The sequence below is a fragment of the Streptomyces sp. CO7 genome (genome assembly GCF_053474865.1).
Genome location: NZ_JBRIOU010000004.1, coordinates 295,600 through 311,340, shown reverse-complemented (window position 1 = coordinate 311,340; position 15,741 = coordinate 295,600). Strand labels below are relative to the sequence as shown.

Below are 15,741 nucleotides of genomic sequence, written 5' to 3'. Positions count from 1 at the left end.
TCCTAGAAGAGGGCGCGCGCCAGCGCGCGCCGCGCGGCGACGACCCGCGGGTCCTCGCCGCCGACGACCTCGAACATCTGCAGCAGCCGCACCCGCACGGCCTCCCGGTCGTCCCCGGCCGTCCGCCGCACGGTGTCGATGAGGCGTCCGAAGGCGTCCTCGACGTGACCGCCCACCAGGTCCAGGTCGGCGGCGGCGATCTGCGCCGCGGCGTCCGCCGGCTTCTCGGCGGCGTCCCGCCGCACGGTCTGCGGGTCCAGGCCCTGCACGCGCTCCAGGAGTTCGGCCTGGGCGAGACCCAGCTTGGCCTCCTCGTTGCCCGGGTCGTCGGAGAGCACGTTGCGGTAGGCGCGGATCGCGCCGCCCAGGTCCCCGGCGTCCAGCGCCAGGGCCGCCGCCTCGAGCACGGCGTCGTGCGGTCCCTCGGGAGCCGCCGCGACGGCGTCGGCGCTGCCGCCCGGCTCGGCCTCCGGGTCGACGGTCAGGCCGGTCAGGCCGAAGCGCTGCTCGCCGACCGCGATCAGCTGGTCGAGGGTCTCGCGGATCTGCGTCTCCGGCGCGGCCCCCTGGAAGAGCGGCAGTGCCTGCCCGGCGACCACCGCGAAGACCGCGGGGATCCCCTGGATGCCGAACTGCTGCATCAGCATCTGGTTGGCGTCGACGTCCACCTTGGCCAGGACGAAACGGCCGTCGTACTCGACGGCCAGACGCTCCAGCACCGGGGAGAGCTGCTTGCAGGGCTGGCACCACTCGGCCCAGAAGTCGAGGACGACGGGCACCTCGGTGGACTTCTGCAGGACGTCGCGCTCGAAGCCGGCCTCGTCGACGTCGTACACCAGGTCGGCGGGGGAGACGGCGCCGGCGCCGCCCCGGCGGGCGGCCTCCGCCCGCGCCTGCTCCGCCTTCGCCTTGGCCTCCTGGGCCGCCTTCACGGCGGCGAGGTCGACCACTCCGCTCATGGACATGTTCCGTGGCTGCATGCGCCTATCCTCCCCTGTCGGCGCACCCCGGCGGAAACCGTCGGGGAAGCGCGGGAGAAAGGAACCGGAAACGGCCCCCTCGAAGGGCGTCGGGTCCCCACCTGACGCCAAAACGTGGTTGTCGCTCGGCCGGGTGGGACCCGGCTTTCGCTACGAGTCGTAGCGTAACCACCCTCCGGCCCTCCGGCCCACCGCCCCCGGCGTGATCTGCCTCACGGCCGTATCGTCGTGTGTCATGCCCCGCAGTACGCCCGCACCCCGGACCGGCCGCCCCCGCAGCGCCGCCGCCGACGCCGCGATCCTCGCCGCCACCCGCGAGGCGCTGGTCGAACTCGGCTGGTCCCGGCTCACCCTGGGCGACGTGGCGCTGCGGGCCAAGGTCGCCAAGACGACCCTGTACCGCCGGTGGCCCGGCAAGAACGAACTGGTCGTGGACGCGGTGGCCGAACTCTTCGACGAGCTCGAACTCCCCGACCGCGGCAGCCTGGCCGCCGACATCGAGGGCGTGGTGCTCCGGTTCGCGGCCATCCTGGCCCGCCCCGAGGCGCGCAGCGGGCTGATGGCCGTGGTGGCCGAGTCGACGCTCGACGCCACGCTGCGCGAGCGCATCCGCACCTCGATCGTCGAGCGCCAGAAGCGGCTGGTCCGCGAGGGCAAGGCCCGGGCGCAGCGTCGCGGCGAACTCCCGCCGGACCCCGACCCCGAGGCGGCCGACCGCTCCTTCGACCTGATCTTCGACGTGGTCGCCGGCGCCGTCGTGCACCGCAGCCTGGTGAGCGCCGGTCCGGTCGACGAGGTCTGGGCGCGGGACTTCACCGCCCTGTTGCTCGCCGGCCTCGGCTCCACCCCCGCAGGCCGCTGAACCGGCGGGTATCGTCGGCGTCGTGCCGAAGCCGCTCAGTCTTGCCTTCGACCCCATCGCGCGCGCCGACGAACTGTGGAAGCGGCGGTGGGGCGGCGTTCCGTCCATGTCCGCGATCACCTCGATCATGCGCGCGCACCAGATCCTGCTCGCCGAGGTGGACGCCGTCGTCAAGCCCTACGGTCTGACCTTCGCCCGCTACGAGGCGCTGGTGCTGCTCACCTTCTCCAAGAGCGGGGAGCTGCCGATGTCCAAGATCGGTGAGCGCCTGATGGTCCACCCGACCTCGGTGACCAACACGGTGGACCGCCTGGTCCGCTCCGGGCTCGTCGCCAAGCGGCCCAACCCGGACGACGGGCGCGGCACGCTGGCGGGCATCACCGACAAGGGCCGCGAGGTGGTGGACGCGGCCACCCGCGACCTGATGGCCATGGACTTCGGCCTGGGCGCCTACGACGCCGAGGAGTGCGGGGAGATCTTCGCCCTGCTGCGCCCCCTGCGGGTGGCGGCCGGGGACTTCGAGGAGGCCTGAGCGGACCGCTCCGCGGGGGCGGGGGTGCGTCAAGATCGCGCAAAATCCGCGGTTACCCTCGTAGGCATGAAGAAAGCCGTGCTGACCCGTTACCGCGTGATGTCCTACGTCACCGGTGTGCTGCTCATCCTTCTGTGCCTCGGCATGGTCGGCAAGTACGTGCTGGACCTCGACGGCGCCGCCGACTTCACCCAGATCGTGGGCATCGCGCACGGCTGGCTCTACGTGCTCTACCTGATCTTCGCCTTCGACCTGGGCTCCAAGGCCCGCTGGAAGGTCGGCAAGCAGGTGCGGGTACTGCTCGCCGGCACCATCCCCGTCGCGGCGTTCGTCGTCGAGCGCAAGGTCACCCGCGAGCTGGATCCCCAGGTGTCCGACGGCGCCGCGCCCGCCGCCGCCAAGGTCTGACCCCTCCCCGAGGCCGCGCCCGTCCCGGCGCGGCCCTCTCCTTTCGCGGGCCTGCGGAAGGGCGTCACCCCGTCCCACCAGGCCCGACAGGGGGAATCCGGTGGCGCCCCGGCACGGCGCGACCGTCCGGCGTCGACATTTACTAGGACGTCCAAGTAACTTGTAGGTATGGACGCTGAAGCCATCGAGGAGGGCCGCCGTCGCTGGCAGGCCCGGTACGACTCCGCGCGCAAGCGGGACGCCGACTTCACCACGCTCTCCGGAGACCCCGTCGAGCCGGTCTACGGCCCGCGCCCCGGTGACGTCTACCAGGGGTTCGAGCGGATCGGCTGGCCCGGTGAGTACCCCTTCACCCGAGGCCTGTACCCGACCGGCTACCGGGGCCGCACCTGGACCATCCGCCAGTTCGCCGGCTTCGGCAACGCCGAGCAGACCAACGAGCGCTACAAGATGATCCTCGCCAACGGCGGCGGGGGACTGTCCGTGGCGTTCGACATGCCGACGCTGATGGGCCGCGACTCCGACGACCCGCGCTCGCTGGGCGAGGTCGGCCACTGCGGCGTCGCCATCGACTCCGCCGCCGACATGGAGGTCCTCTTCCAGGACATCCCGCTGGGCGACGTCACCACCTCGATGACCATCAGCGGCCCGGCCGTCCCGGTCTTCTGCATGTACCTGGTGGCCGCCGAGCGCCAGGGCGTCTCCCCGTCCGTGCTCAACGGCACGCTGCAGACGGACATCTTCAAGGAGTACATCGCGCAGAAGGAGTGGCTCTTCGAGCCGGAGCCCCACCTGCGCCTGATCGGCGACCTGATGGAGTACTGCGCCGAGCGCATCCCGGCCTACAAGCCGCTCTCGGTCTCCGGCTACCACATCCGCGAGGCCGGCTCCACGGCCGCGCAGGAGCTTGCCTACACGCTGGCCGACGGCTTCGGCTACGTCGAGCTCGGCCTCAGCCGGGGCCTGGACGTGGACGTCTTCGCGCCCGGCCTCAGCTTCTTCTTCGACGCCCACGTGGACTTCTTCGAGGAGATCGCGAAGTTCCGCGCCGCCCGCCGCATCTGGGCCCGCTGGATGCGCGACGTGTACGGGGCGAAGACCGAGAAGGCCCAGTGGCTGCGGTTCCACACCCAGACCGCCGGCGTCTCGCTCACCGCCCAGCAGCCGTACAACAACGTGGTCCGCACGGCCGTGGAGGCGCTGGCCGCGGTGCTCGGCGGCACCAACTCGCTGCACACCAACGCCCTCGACGAGACCCTCGCGCTCCCCAGCGAGCAGGCGGCGGAGATCGCGCTGCGCACCCAGCAGGTGCTCATGGAGGAGACCGGCGTCGCCAACGTGGCCGACCCGCTGGGCGGTTCCTGGTACGTCGAGCAGCTCACCGACCGCATCGAGGCGGACGCGGAGAAGATCTTCGAGCAGATAAGGGAACGCGGCCTGCGGGCCCACCCCGACGGCAGGCACCCGATCGGGCCGATCACCTCCGGCATCCTGCGCGGCATCGAGGACGGCTGGTTCACCGGGGAGATCGCCGAGGCCGCCTTCCAGTACCAGCGGTCCCTGGAGAAGGGCGACAAGCGGGTCGTCGGCGTCAACGCCCACACCGGCTCGGTCACCGGCGACCTGGAGATCCTGCGGGTCAGCCACGAGGTGGAGCGCGAGCAGGTGCGGGCGCTGGGCGAGCGCCGCGCCGCCCGCGACGAGGCCGCGGTGCGGGCCTCGCTGGACGCGATGCTGGCCGCGGCGCGCTCCGGGGCCAACATGATCGGACCGATGGTCGAGGCGGTCCGCGCCGAGGCCACCCTGGGCGAGATCTGCGACGTGCTCCGCGAGGAGTGGGGCATCTACACCGAGCCCCCGGGCTTCTGATTCTGCCCACACGGCGTGCGCCTGTTTTTCCACGCTCCAGCGCGAATTTCGACCACGACCACGCCAAAGGGGAGGCGGCTGCGTAAGCCGCCTCCCCCCTGGGTTTCTCCGTCGGCGTCAGCTCACGCCGTCGGCGCCCAGGTGCAGGATGCGGACCATGTTGGTGGTGCCGGGGACGCCGGGGGGCGAACCGGCGGTGATGACCACGACGGAGCCGGGCTCGAAGCGGCCCAGCCGCGTCAGCTCCTGGTCGACCAGCTCGACCATCTCGTCGGTGCTGTTGACGAACGGCACCACGTGCGGCTCCACGCCCCAGCTCAGGCAGAGCTGGTTGCGGGCGGACTCGTCGGTGGTGAAGGCGAGGATCGGCTGCGAGGCCCGGTAGCGGGACAGGCGTCGGGCGGTGTCACCGGACTTGGTGAAGGCGACCAGGCCCTTGCCGCCGAGGAAGTCGGCGATCTCGGCGGCCGCGCGGGCCACCGAACCGCCCTGCGTGCGCGGCTTCTTGCCCGGCACCAGCGGCTGCAGGCCCTTGGAGAGGAGCTCCTCCTCCGCGGCCTGGACGATCCGCGACATGGTGCGGACCGTCTCGATCGGGTACGCGCCCACGCTGGACTCGGCGGAGAGCATCACCGCGTCCGCGCCGTCCAGGATCGCGTTGGCCACGTCGGAGGCCTCGGCGCGGGTCGGACGGGAGTTGGTGATCATCGACTCCATCATCTGGGTCGCCACGATCACCGGCTTGGCGTTGCGCCGGCACAGCTCCACCAGGCGCTTCTGCACCATCGGGACCTTCTCCAGCGGGTACTCCACGGCCAGGTCGCCACGGGCCACCATGACGCCGTCGAAGGCCGCCACCACGGCCTCCATGTTCTCCACCGCCTGCGGCTTCTCCACCTTGGCGATGACGGGGACCCGGCGGCCCACCTCGTCCATCACCTTGTGGACGTCGCGCACGTCGTCGGCGTCCCGGACGAAGGAGAGGGCGACCAGGTCGGCGCCCATCCGCAGCGCGAAGCGCAGGTCGTCGATGTCCTTCTCGGACAGCGCGGGGACGTTCACCGCGGCGCCGGGCAGGTTGATGCCCTTGTGGTCGGAGATCACCCCGCCCTCGATGACGATGGTCCGCACCCGCGGGCCCTCGACGTCCAGCACCTTGAGCTCGACGTTGCCGTCGTTGATCAGGATCTGGTCGCCGCGGCTCACGTCGCCGGGCAGGCCCTTGTAGGTGGTGCCGCAGATCGACTTGTCGCCGGGCACGTCTTCGGTGGTGATGGTGAACTCGTCGCCCCGCACCAGCTCCACGGGACCCTCGGCGAAGGTCTCCAGGCGGATCTTCGGGCCCTGGAGGTCGGCGAGCACGCCCACCGGGCGGCCGGTCTCCTGCGAGGCGGCACGGACCCGGTCGTACCGGCCCTGGTGTTCCTCGTGGGAGCCATGGCTGAAGTTGAAGCGGGCGACATTCATCCCCGCCTCGATCAGCGCGACCAGTTGCTCATGGGAGTCGACCGCGGGGCCGAGAGTACAGACGATCTTCGAACGGCGCATGGAAGCGATCCTATCCGTTTGTTTCGCAGCGGAATAAATACCCGGCGGTAGCTTGCCGGCGGCCCCCGCCCTCACCGTCTCCGCCGGGCGCCCGTGACCAGCTCGTACGTTTCCGCGGCGATCTCCAGTTCCTCGTCGGTGGGCACCACCGCGACCGCCACGGGCAGGTGCGGGGGCGAGACGATCCGGGGTCCGTCGGCGCGCGCGGAGTTGAGCCGCTCGTCCACGGCGAGGCCGAGACCCTCCAGCCCTTCCACGGCCGCGGCCCGCACCGGGGCGGAGTTCTCGCCCACCCCCGCGGTGAAGGCGACCACGTCCACCCGGCCGAGGACCGCGTAGTACGCGCCGATGTACTTGCGCAGCCGGTGCACGTAGACGTCGAACGCCAGCTTCGCCGCCTCGTCGCCCTCGTCGACCCGGCGGCGGATCTCCCGCATGTCGTTGTCGCCGCACAGCCCCACGAGGCCGGACCGCTTGTTGAGCAGGACGTCGATCTCGTCGGCCGTCATGCCGCCCACCCGCATCAGGTGGAAGACCACCGCCGGATCCAGGTCCCCGGACCGGGTGCCCATCACCAGGCCCTCCAGCGGGGTCAGCCCCATGGAGGTCTCCACGCACCTCCCGCCGCGCACCGCGGAGGCCGAGGCGCCGTTGCCCAGGTGCAGCACGATGACGTTCACCTCGGCGGGGTCCTTGCCCAGCAGCTTCGCCGCGGCCCGCGAGACGTAGGAGTGCGAGGTCCCGTGGAAGCCGTACCGGCGCACCCGGTGCCGGTCCGCGGTCTCCACGTCGATCGCGTAGCGGGCCGCCGCCTCCGGGATCGTCGAGTGGAACGCGGTGTCGAAGACGGCCACGTGCGGCAGGTCCGGGCGCAGCTTCTGGGCGGTGCGGATGCCGGTGAGGTTGGCCGGGTTGTGCAGCGGGGCGACGGGGGAGAGCCGCTCGATCTCGTTGACCACGGTGCTGTCGATCAGGGTGGGCTCGGTGAACCGCTTGCCGCCGTGCACCACCCGGTGGCCGACCGCCGCCAGCTCCGGGGAGTCCAGGCCCAGCCCATCGCGGGCCAGCTCGTCGGCGACGGCCTCCAGCGCGGCCCGGTGGTCGGGGACCGGACCGGTGGTCTCCCGGGTGCGCTCCTTGCCCTGTGGGCCGTTGACCAGCGTGTGCTTGATCCGGCCGGACTCCTCCCCGATCCGCTCCACCAGGCCCACCGCCAGCCGGGAGCGGTCGGCCATGTCGAGGAGCTGGTACTTCACCGAGGACGAGCCGGTGTTGAGGACGAGGACACGGGTGGCGGTCATGACCGGCTCCCCTTCTGCGCGCGGTCGGACTCTGCGGGGGCGGTCTGTTCCGGGGCGGTCGCCGGGGCACCGGGCGCCGGCTGCTGGGCCTGGACGGCGGTGATGGCCACGGTGTTGACGATGTCCTGCACCAGGGCGCCGCGGGACAGGTCGTTGACCGGCTTGCGCAGGCCCTGCAGCACCGGTCCGACGGCGATGGCGCCGGCCGAACGCTGGACCGCCTTGTAGGTGTTGTTGCCGGTGTTGAGGTCCGGGAAGATCAGCACGGTGGCCTGCCCCGCCACCCGGGACCCGGGCAGTTTGGTCGCGGCCACGGTCGGCTCCACGGCGGCGTCGTACTGGATCGGCCCCTCCACCGGAAGGTCGGGGCGCCGCTCCCGCACCAGCTCGGTGGCCTGCCGGACCTTCTCCACGTCGGCGCCGGAGCCGGAGGCCCCGGTCGAGTAGGACAGCATCGCGATCCGCGGCTCCACCCCGAACTGGGCGGCGGTCTCCGCCGACTGCAGGGCGATGTCGGCGAGCTGGGCGGCGTCCGGGTCCGGGTTGACCGCGCAGTCGCCGTAGACCAGCACCCGGTCGGCCAGGCACATGAAGAAGACCGAGGAGACCAGCTCCGCGTCCGGGCGGGTCCGGATCACCTCGAAGGCGGGACGGATGGTCGCGGCGGTGGAGTGCACCGAGCCGGAAACCATGCCGTCGGCGAAGCCGTCCAGCACCATCAGGGTGCCGAAGTAGTTGACGTCCGAGACCACGTCGTGGGCCAGGTCGAAGCCGACGCCCTTGTGGGCGCGCAGCGCGGCGTAGCGGTGGGCGAAGGACTCGCGCAGCTCGGAGGTCTGCGGGTCGATCAGCTCGGCGTCGGCGATGTCCAGACCAAGGTCTGCGGCCTTCTTGCGGATCTGCTCGGCCGGCCCGAGCAGCGTCAGCTCGCACACCCCGCGGCGCAGCAGCACCTCGGCGGCGCGCAGCACCCGCTCCTCGGTGCCCTCCGGGAGCACCACCCGGCGCTTGTCGGCGCGGGCCCGCTCGATCAGGCCGTGCTCGAACATCATCGGGGTGACGCGGCCGCTGCTGGGCGCGGAGACCAGGGTGCGCAGACGGGCCACGTCGACGTGCCGTTCGAAGAGGCCCAGCGCCGTCTCCGCCTTGCGCGGGGTGGCCGCGTTGAGCTTGCCCTCCATGGTGAACAGCCGCTCCGCGGTGGGGAAGCTGTTCTCCCGCACGGACAGCACCGGGGTGCCGGGGGCCAGCCGCGCGGCCAGTGCCATCAGGTCGGGGTCGGGCAGGATGCCCAGGGTGAGCACCACGCCGGCGATGGGCGGCGAGCCGGCGCTGTGCGCGGCGAGCGCGCCCATCACCAGGTCGGTCCGGTCGCCGGGGGCGATGATCAGGCAGCCGGGGGTCAGCGCCTTGAGCAGGTTGGGCAGGGTGGCGCCGCCGAAGACGAAGCCGAGCGCGTCCCGGGCCAGGCCCGCCGCGTCCCCGAGCAGCACCTCGGCGCCCAGGGCGTGCGCGATCTGACCCATGGTGGGCGCGGAGAGGGCGGGTTCGTCGGGCAGCACGTAGCCCGGCAGACCGTGCCGCTTGTCGAGCCGCCGGTCCAGCAGCTCGGCCACGGCGTCGCGGTCCTCGGGGGCGACCCGGTTGGCGATCATCGCGAGGACGTCGCAGCCGAGGTTCTGGTAGGCGCGGCAGGCGTTGCGGGCCTCGTCGGCCACCGCCTCGGCGCTCTGGCCGCGGCCGCCGACCACGCCGATCACCGACGCCCCGAACTCGTTGGCCAGCCGGGCGTTGAGCCCGAGCTCGTCAGGCAGGTTGGCGCCGGCGAAGTCGGTGCCGAGGACCAGGACCACCTCGTAGGCGTCGGCGACGGCGTGGAACCGTTCGACCAGGGCGGTGACGAGCTCGTCCAGACCGCGCTCGGCCTGCAGGGCGGTGGCCTCCTCGTAGGACATGCCGTAGGCGGTGGCCGGGTCCTGGCCGAGCCGGTAGCGGGCCCGCAGGAGCTCGAAGAGGCGGTCGGGGCCGTCGTGCACGAGTGGGCGGAAGACGCCGACGCGGTCGACCTGGCGGGTGAGGAGTTCCATCACCCCCAGGTCCACGACCTGGCGGCCGTCGCCGCGGTCGATGCCGGTCACGTACACGCTGCGCGTCACGCGGGGGTCTCCGTTCCTGTGCCTTCGGTCCTGTGCCTTCGGTGCGCCGGCGCCTCGCCGTCGCCGTGGTGATGTTCCCGTTCCGGTGCCTCTGGGCCAGCCTGTCAAACATCGCCCCCGGCCGGGTACCGGGGGGCCGCGCGGCTACGCCGGGCGGGTGTGGCCGCCCCATGTCCGCGCCACCTCCGCCCCGTGTCCGGCCCCTGTCCCCCCGTGTCCGCCGCGCGGGGCCGGGCAGGGCGCGGGTCCGGCGGCGCCCTCCGCGCAGGGCGTCCGGCCCGGGCCGGCGCGCGGGGTCCGGTGCGGCGTGGAACAATCGGGGCCCGACGGAAGAGGCGAGACGCGGGAGCGGCATGCGCATCGGAGTTCTTACCGCCGGCGGCGACTGCCCCGGCCTCAACGCGGTGATCCGTTCCGTGGTGCACCGCGCCATCTCCCAGTACGACGACGAGGTCATCGGCTTCGAGGACGGCTACGAGGGCCTCCTCGACGGGCGGTTCCGCACCCTCGACCTGGACGCGGTCAGCGGCATCCTGGCCCGCGGCGGCACGATACTGGGCTCCTCCCGGCTGCCCCGGGCCCGGCTGCAGGAGGCCTGCCGCGAGGTCCGTGAGACCGCGAACCGCTTCGGAATCGACGTGCTGATCCCGATCGGCGGCGAGGGCACCCTGACGGCCGCCAGCATGCTCGCCGAGGCCGGCATGCCGATCGTCGGCGTGCCGAAGACCATCGACAACGACATCTCCTCCACCGACCGCACCTTCGGCTTCGACACGGCCGTGACGGTCGCGACGGAGGCGATGGACCGGCTGAAGACCACCGCTGAGTCCCACCAGCGGGTGATGGTCGTCGAGGTGATGGGCCGTCACGCGGGCTGGATCGCCCTGGAGTCCGGCATGGCCGCCGGCGCGCACGGCATCTGCTTGCCGGAGCGGCCGTTCGACCCGGCCGACCTGGTCGAGCTGGTGCAGGCGCGGTTCGCCCGCGGCAAGAAGTTCGCGGTGATCTGCGTGGCCGAGGGCGCGCACCCGGCCGACGGCACCATGGACTACCGCAAGGGCGAGATCGACCAGTACGGCCACGAGCGCTTCCAGGGCATCGGCACCGCCCTCGCCCGCGAGCTCGAGCGGCGCCTGGGCAAGGAGGCCCGCCCGGTCATCCTCGGCCACGTCCAGCGCGGCGGCACCCCCACGGCCTACGACCGGGTCCTGGCGACCCGTTTCGGCTGGCACGCGGTGGAGGCGGCGCACCGCGGGGTCTCCGGCATGATGACCGCGCTGCGCGGCACCGAGATCGTGATGGTGCCGCTGGCCGAGGCGACGGCCGAGCTGAAGCACGTGCCCAGGAGCCGCATGGAGGAGGCCGAGTCGGTCTTCTGACCTCTCGGCCGGCCGGTCCGGGGAAGCGTCAGGCGTTCGCCCGGACCGCCTCCCAGAAGTGCTCCACCGCGTGGGAGGCGAACACCTCCGGGTCGGGGGCCGCGGTGTGCTCCGCGCGCAGCCGGCGCAGGGCGATGTCGACCACCCGGCGGTCCAGGGAGGCGGTGCGGGCCACCGCGCGCGCCGGTCCGGCGCCCCGCGAGGTGAAGGTCTCGCGCAGCAGCAGTGAGAGTTTCGCGTTGCGTCCGCTGACCGCGACCAGGTCGGACTGGTCCAGCCGGAACAGCCGGCGCAGCTCCTGGGTCGGCCGGTCGGCGCCGCGCCAGACGTTCTCCTGCTCCATGCGGAGGTAGGCGAGCACGTCCATACCGATCGCCGCGGCCACCTCCTCCGGGGTCAGCCCGCGGGCCAGGCGGTGCTCGCGCAGGGTGCGCGGCCGGCCCGCGAGATCGGCGGGGGAGCACCAGAGCATCCCGGCCAGTCCGGCCAACTCGTCCCTGCTGGGCTGCAGTTGACCCTTCTCCCAGGCGGTGACCAGTTCCGGCGTCACATGGCCCAGGCCGAAGGCGGTGCGCATCCCGTGGGCGATCTCCTCGGGCCCGAGCCCGAGGGCGGTGCGGATGCGGTGCGCGGCGGCGGCGTCGAAGGCGGGGGAGGAGGATCTGTGCACGATGCAGACGGTAGGGCGGCGTCATTCAGCTCACCACCGCTTGCTCACATCTGATTACTTTACGTGAAAATCTGACGACTCCTGTGCCTTCGGAAAGTCGACCGGCAGCTGAATGCCATGTGCAAGCATCGTCGGACACTTTTCCCCGACAGAGCTGTCAAGGAGGCCGTCCATGACCGGCGCGACCATCCCGGGTCAGGCGGGACCCGACGTGAAACCCCGGCGGGACCGCACGCATTTCCTCTATCTGGCGGTCGTGGTGGCGGTGGTCCTCGGCATCGTCCTGGGCCTCACGGCTCCCGGCGTCGCCAAGGAACTCAAGCCGATAGGCACCGCCTTCGTCGGACTGATCAAAATGATGATCTCGCCGATCATCTTCTGCACCATCGTCCTCGGCATCGGTTCGGTGCGGAAGGCGGCCAAGGTCGGCAAGGTGGGCGGCCTCGCCATCGGCTACTTCGTGACGATGTCCTTCGTCGCGCTGGCCATCGGCCTGGTCGTCGGCAACGTCGTCCATCCGGGCGGCGGCGTGGAACTCACCGAGGCGGCCAAGGGCGTCGGCCAGGAGCAGGCGGCGGCCGGCAGCGAGACCACGATGACCGACTTCCTGCTGGGCATCATCCCGACCACCCTGGTCTCCGCCTTCACCGAGGGCGTCGTCCTGCAGACCCTGCTGGTCGCCCTCCTGGCCGGCTTCGCACTGCAGACCATGGGCCGCTCCGGCGAGCCGATCCTGCGCGGCGTCGAGCACATCCAGCGGCTGGTCTTCCGCATCCTCGCCATGATCATGTGGGCGGCCCCGGTGGGCGCCTTCGGCGCCATCGCGGCGGTGGTCGGAGAGACCGGCGTCGACGCCCTGAAGGCGCTGGCGGCCATCATGATCGGCTTCTACCTCGCCTGCGCCCTGTTCGTGCTGGTCGTGCTCGGCGCGCTGGTCCGGATCGTCGCCAAGGTGAACCTGTTCAGCCTGCTGAAGTACCTGGGCCGCGAGTTCCTGCTGATCTTCTCGACCTCGTCCTCGGAGTCGGCGCTGCCGCGGCTGATCGCCAAGATGGAGCACCTGGGCGTCAGCCGCCCGGTCGTCGGCATCACCGTGCCGACCGGCTACTCCTTCAACCTCGACGGCACGATGATCTACCTGACCATGGCCTCGCTGTTCATCGCCGAGGCCATGGGTGACCCGATGACGGTCGGCCAGCAGATCACCCTGCTGCTCTTCATGATGGTGGCCTCCAAGGGCGCCGCGGGCGTCACCGGCGCGGGCCTGGCCACGCTGGCCGGCGCGCTCCAGTCCCACAAGCCCGACCTGGTCGACGGCGTCGGCATGATCGTCGGCATCGACCGGTTCATGAGCGAGGCGCGCGCCCTGACCAACTTCGCGGGCAACGCGGTCGCCACGCTGCTGATCGGCACCTGGACCAAGGAGGTCGACAAGGACCGGGTCCAGCGGGTCCTGGCCGGCGAGCTGCCCTTCGACGAGCGCACGCTGCTCGACGGGCACGAAGGACACGACGGCGGCCACGAGGCCTCCGCCGGGACGGCCGAACCGCCCGCGTCTTCCGCGGGCGACGGCAAGGCGCTCGCCAGGTCCTGACACCGGCGCCCGACGTCGCGGCCCGACGCCGCGTGAGGTCGGGGCACACGGAAAAACCCCCGGGGAATTGTCTCCGGGGGTTTTCGTCGTCTATCTTTGTTCATTCGCGACTTATTTCACAAAGTCACGAAAAAGTGCACTGAGCAGAGTATATCCGGGCGGGAGTGGCATTGTCAAACACGGCACATTCACACGACGGCAGGGACGACGAATTCCACGACCTCGAATTGCGGCGCGAGCAGGAATTCGTCGACGGACTCCATGCGCACGTCGAGGCCCTGCGCGCGGACGCTGACCGTGCCGTCAAGGAGGCGCTCTCCCAGGAGGGCACCACGCGGCAGGGGCGGCTGGAGCGCGACATCCTGGTCGCCGAGCGGTCCGGGCTGCTCGCCGCCCTGGACGCGGTCGACAGCGCGCTGTGCTTCGGCCGGATCGACCTCACCGGCGGCGCCACCCACCACATCGGCCGGATCGGCATCCGGGCCGGCGACGAGGAACGCACCCCGCTGCTGATCGACTGGCGCGCCGAGGTGGCGCGGCCGTTCTACCTGGCCACCGGCCACACCCCGATGGGGCTGCGCCGCCGCCGGCACATCTCCAGCGAGGGCCGCACGGTCACCGCGCTGCACGACGAGATCCTCGACCTCGGCGACACCACCCGCACCGGCCACGAGGACCCCACCGGCGACGCCGTGCTGCTGGCCGCGCTCGACCAGGCCCGCACCGGCCGGATGGGCGACATCGTGCGGACCATCCAGGCCGACCAGGACCGCATCATCCGCGCCCCGCACCAAGGGGTGATGGTGGTCGAGGGCGGGCCGGGCACCGGCAAGACCGCGGTCGCCCTCCACCGCGCCGCCTTCCTGCTCTACGAACACCGCGAACTGCTGGCGCGGCGCGCCGTGCTGATCGTCGGCCCGAACCCGGCCTTCCTCGGCTACATCGGCGAAGTGCTGCCCTCGCTCGGCGAGACCGGCGTGCTGCTGGCCACCGTGGGCGAGCTGTTCCCCGGCGTCACGGCGACGGCCGCCGACACCCCGGCCGCGGCGGCGGTGAAGGGGCGCGCGGAGATGGCCGAGGTGCTTCGGCGTCTGGTGCGCGACCACGAGCGGCTGCCCGACCCGGTGCTCGCCGTCGAGCACGACCGGCAGGTGGTGATGCTCGACGAGGGCCTGGTGCGGGTCGCCCGCGACCGCGCCCGGTCCACCGGGCTGCCGCACAACCTGGCCCGGGAGTACTTCGAGGGCTACCTGCTGAACACGCTCACCGAGCTGGTCGCCGAGCAGATCGGCACCGACCCGTACGACGGGTCCAACCTGCTGGACGACAGCGACGTCTCCGCGATCCGCGACGAGCTGGCCGACAACCCGGCCGTGTGGGACGCGATCGACGAGCTGTGGCCGGTGCTCACGCCGCGGCAGGTGGTGGCCCGGCTGCTGGCGGAGCCGGACGGCTACCTGTCGCCCGAGGACGCCGAGGCGGTGCGGCGGCCGGTGACCACCGCGTGGACGGTCGCCGACGTGCCGCTCCTCGACGAGGCGGCCGAACTGCTCGGCGAGGACGACCGGGCGGCGCGGGACCGGGCGGCGCGCGAGCAGCAGGCCCGGATCGCCTACGCGCAGGGCGTGCTCGACGTCGCCTACGCCTCACGGACCTACGAGTTCGAGGACAAGGACGACGAGGACGCGGAGGTGCTCGGCGCGCAGGACGTCATCGACGCGGAGCGGTTCGCCGAGCGGCACGAGGAGGCCGACCACCGCAGCGCGGCGGAGCGGGCGGCGGCGGACCGGACCTGGGCGTTCGGCCACATCATCGTCGACGAGGCGCAGGAGCTGTCGCCGATGGCGTGGCGGCTGCTGATGCGGAGGTCCCCGACGCGGGCGATGACGCTGGTGGGCGACCCCGCGCAGACCGCGGAGGCGGCGGGGGTGGGGTCCTGGGAGCGGATCCTCGCCCCCTATGTCGAGGACCGGTGGGAGCACAGGCGGCTGTCCGTCAACTACCGGACGCCGGCGGAGATCATGGAGGTCGCGGCGGCGGTCGTGCGGGCGGGCGACCCCGCGTTCGAACCGCCGCGGTCGGTGCGGGAGACGGGGGTCCGGCCGTTCGCCGTCGCGGCGGGCGGCTCCGGCGAGCTGCCGGGGGCCGTCGCCTCGGTGGTGGGCGACCTCGTCCCCGAGGAGGGGCGGCTCGCGGTGATCGCGCCGCGGGAGCTGCACGGGGAGCTGGGGGAGGCGCTGGGGGTTCCGGTCACCGGGGTGCCGGACCTGACCCGGCGGGTCGTGCTGGTGGATCCGCGGGGGGCGAAGGGGCTGGAGTTCGACTCCGTGGTGGTGGTCGAACCGGCCTCCTTCGGTTCGAGCGACCTGTACGTGGCGCTGACCCGGGCGACGCAGCGGCTCGCGGTGGTGCACGCGGGGGCGCTGCCGGAGGCGTTGGCGG

12 protein-coding genes are annotated in these 15,741 nt (G+C 72.2%); 7 read left to right on the top strand and 5 right to left on the bottom strand.

Going from position 1 to position 15,741, the window contains the following annotated elements:
- Positions 1–2: 2 nt before the first annotated feature.
- The gene (locus ACOV8S_RS14090) at positions 3–980 is read right to left on the bottom strand and encodes a tetratricopeptide repeat protein (protein WP_448318163.1); all 978 of its coding nucleotides are present in this window, start codon (positions 978–980) and stop codon (positions 3–5) included.
- Between the two features lie 235 nt (positions 981–1,215).
- Between ACOV8S_RS14090 and ACOV8S_RS14085 the strand changes: the two genes are divergently transcribed.
- From ACOV8S_RS14085 to ACOV8S_RS14070, 4 genes are all read left to right on the top strand, one after another.
- On the top strand, positions 1,216–1,842 hold the full coding sequence (locus ACOV8S_RS14085; protein WP_448318162.1) for a TetR/AcrR family transcriptional regulator: 627 nt from the start codon (positions 1,216–1,218) through the stop codon (positions 1,840–1,842).
- Between the two features lie 22 nt (positions 1,843–1,864).
- A complete protein-coding gene (locus ACOV8S_RS14080; protein ID WP_448318161.1) occupies positions 1,865–2,374 on the top strand; it encodes a MarR family winged helix-turn-helix transcriptional regulator in 510 nt (169 codons plus the stop codon).
- Positions 2,375–2,440: 66 nt separating this feature from the next.
- Complete coding sequence (locus ACOV8S_RS14075) at positions 2,441–2,782, top strand: DUF3817 domain-containing protein (protein WP_448318160.1); 342 nt, start codon at positions 2,441–2,443, stop codon at positions 2,780–2,782.
- Positions 2,783–2,950: 168 nt separating this feature from the next.
- A complete protein-coding gene (locus tag ACOV8S_RS14070) occupies positions 2,951–4,651 on the top strand; it encodes an acyl-CoA mutase large subunit family protein (RefSeq protein ID WP_448318159.1) in 1,701 nt (566 codons plus the stop codon).
- 117 nt (positions 4,652–4,768) lie between these two features.
- Here ACOV8S_RS14070 and pyk read toward each other — a convergent pair whose 3' ends face one another.
- The 3 genes from pyk to pta all read right to left on the bottom strand — a co-directional run bounded on the left by pyk (position 4,769) and on the right by pta (position 9,656).
- The gene (pyk, locus tag ACOV8S_RS14065) at positions 4,769–6,199 is read right to left on the bottom strand and encodes a pyruvate kinase (RefSeq protein WP_448318158.1); all 1,431 of its coding nucleotides are present in this window, start codon (positions 6,197–6,199) and stop codon (positions 4,769–4,771) included.
- Positions 6,200–6,270: 71 nt separating this feature from the next.
- Positions 6,271–7,500, bottom strand: a complete 1,230-nt coding sequence (locus ACOV8S_RS14060) for an acetate kinase (protein ID WP_448318157.1) — start codon at positions 7,498–7,500, stop codon at positions 6,271–6,273.
- Positions 7,497–9,656: a phosphate acetyltransferase gene (pta, locus tag ACOV8S_RS14055; RefSeq protein ID WP_448318156.1), complete on the bottom strand. Its 2,160-nt coding sequence runs from the start codon at positions 9,654–9,656 to the stop codon at positions 7,497–7,499. Before pta ends, ACOV8S_RS14060 begins: the two co-directional genes overlap by 4 nt.
- Before the next feature lie 353 nt (positions 9,657–10,009).
- On the opposite strand from pta, the gene ACOV8S_RS14050 reads away from it, so the two are divergent.
- On the top strand, positions 10,010–11,035 hold the full coding sequence (locus tag ACOV8S_RS14050; RefSeq protein WP_448318155.1) for an ATP-dependent 6-phosphofructokinase: 1,026 nt from the start codon (positions 10,010–10,012) through the stop codon (positions 11,033–11,035).
- Between the two features lie 28 nt (positions 11,036–11,063).
- Here ACOV8S_RS14050 and ACOV8S_RS14045 read toward each other — a convergent pair whose 3' ends face one another.
- Positions 11,064–11,705, bottom strand: a complete 642-nt coding sequence (locus ACOV8S_RS14045) for a helix-turn-helix domain-containing protein (protein WP_448318154.1) — start codon at positions 11,703–11,705, stop codon at positions 11,064–11,066.
- A gap of 172 nt (positions 11,706–11,877) precedes the next feature.
- On the opposite strand from ACOV8S_RS14045, the gene ACOV8S_RS14040 reads away from it, so the two are divergent.
- Together ACOV8S_RS14040 and ACOV8S_RS14035 are read left to right on the top strand one after the other, a co-directional pair.
- Positions 11,878–13,299 (top strand): cation:dicarboxylate symporter family transporter, encoded by a 1,422-nt coding sequence (locus ACOV8S_RS14040; RefSeq protein WP_448318153.1) that lies wholly within the window; start codon positions 11,878–11,880, stop codon positions 13,297–13,299.
- A gap of 170 nt (positions 13,300–13,469) precedes the next feature.
- Positions 13,470–15,741, top strand: a 2,272-nt coding sequence (locus ACOV8S_RS14035) for a HelD family protein (protein WP_448318152.1), incomplete at its 3' end; no start/stop codon positions are given.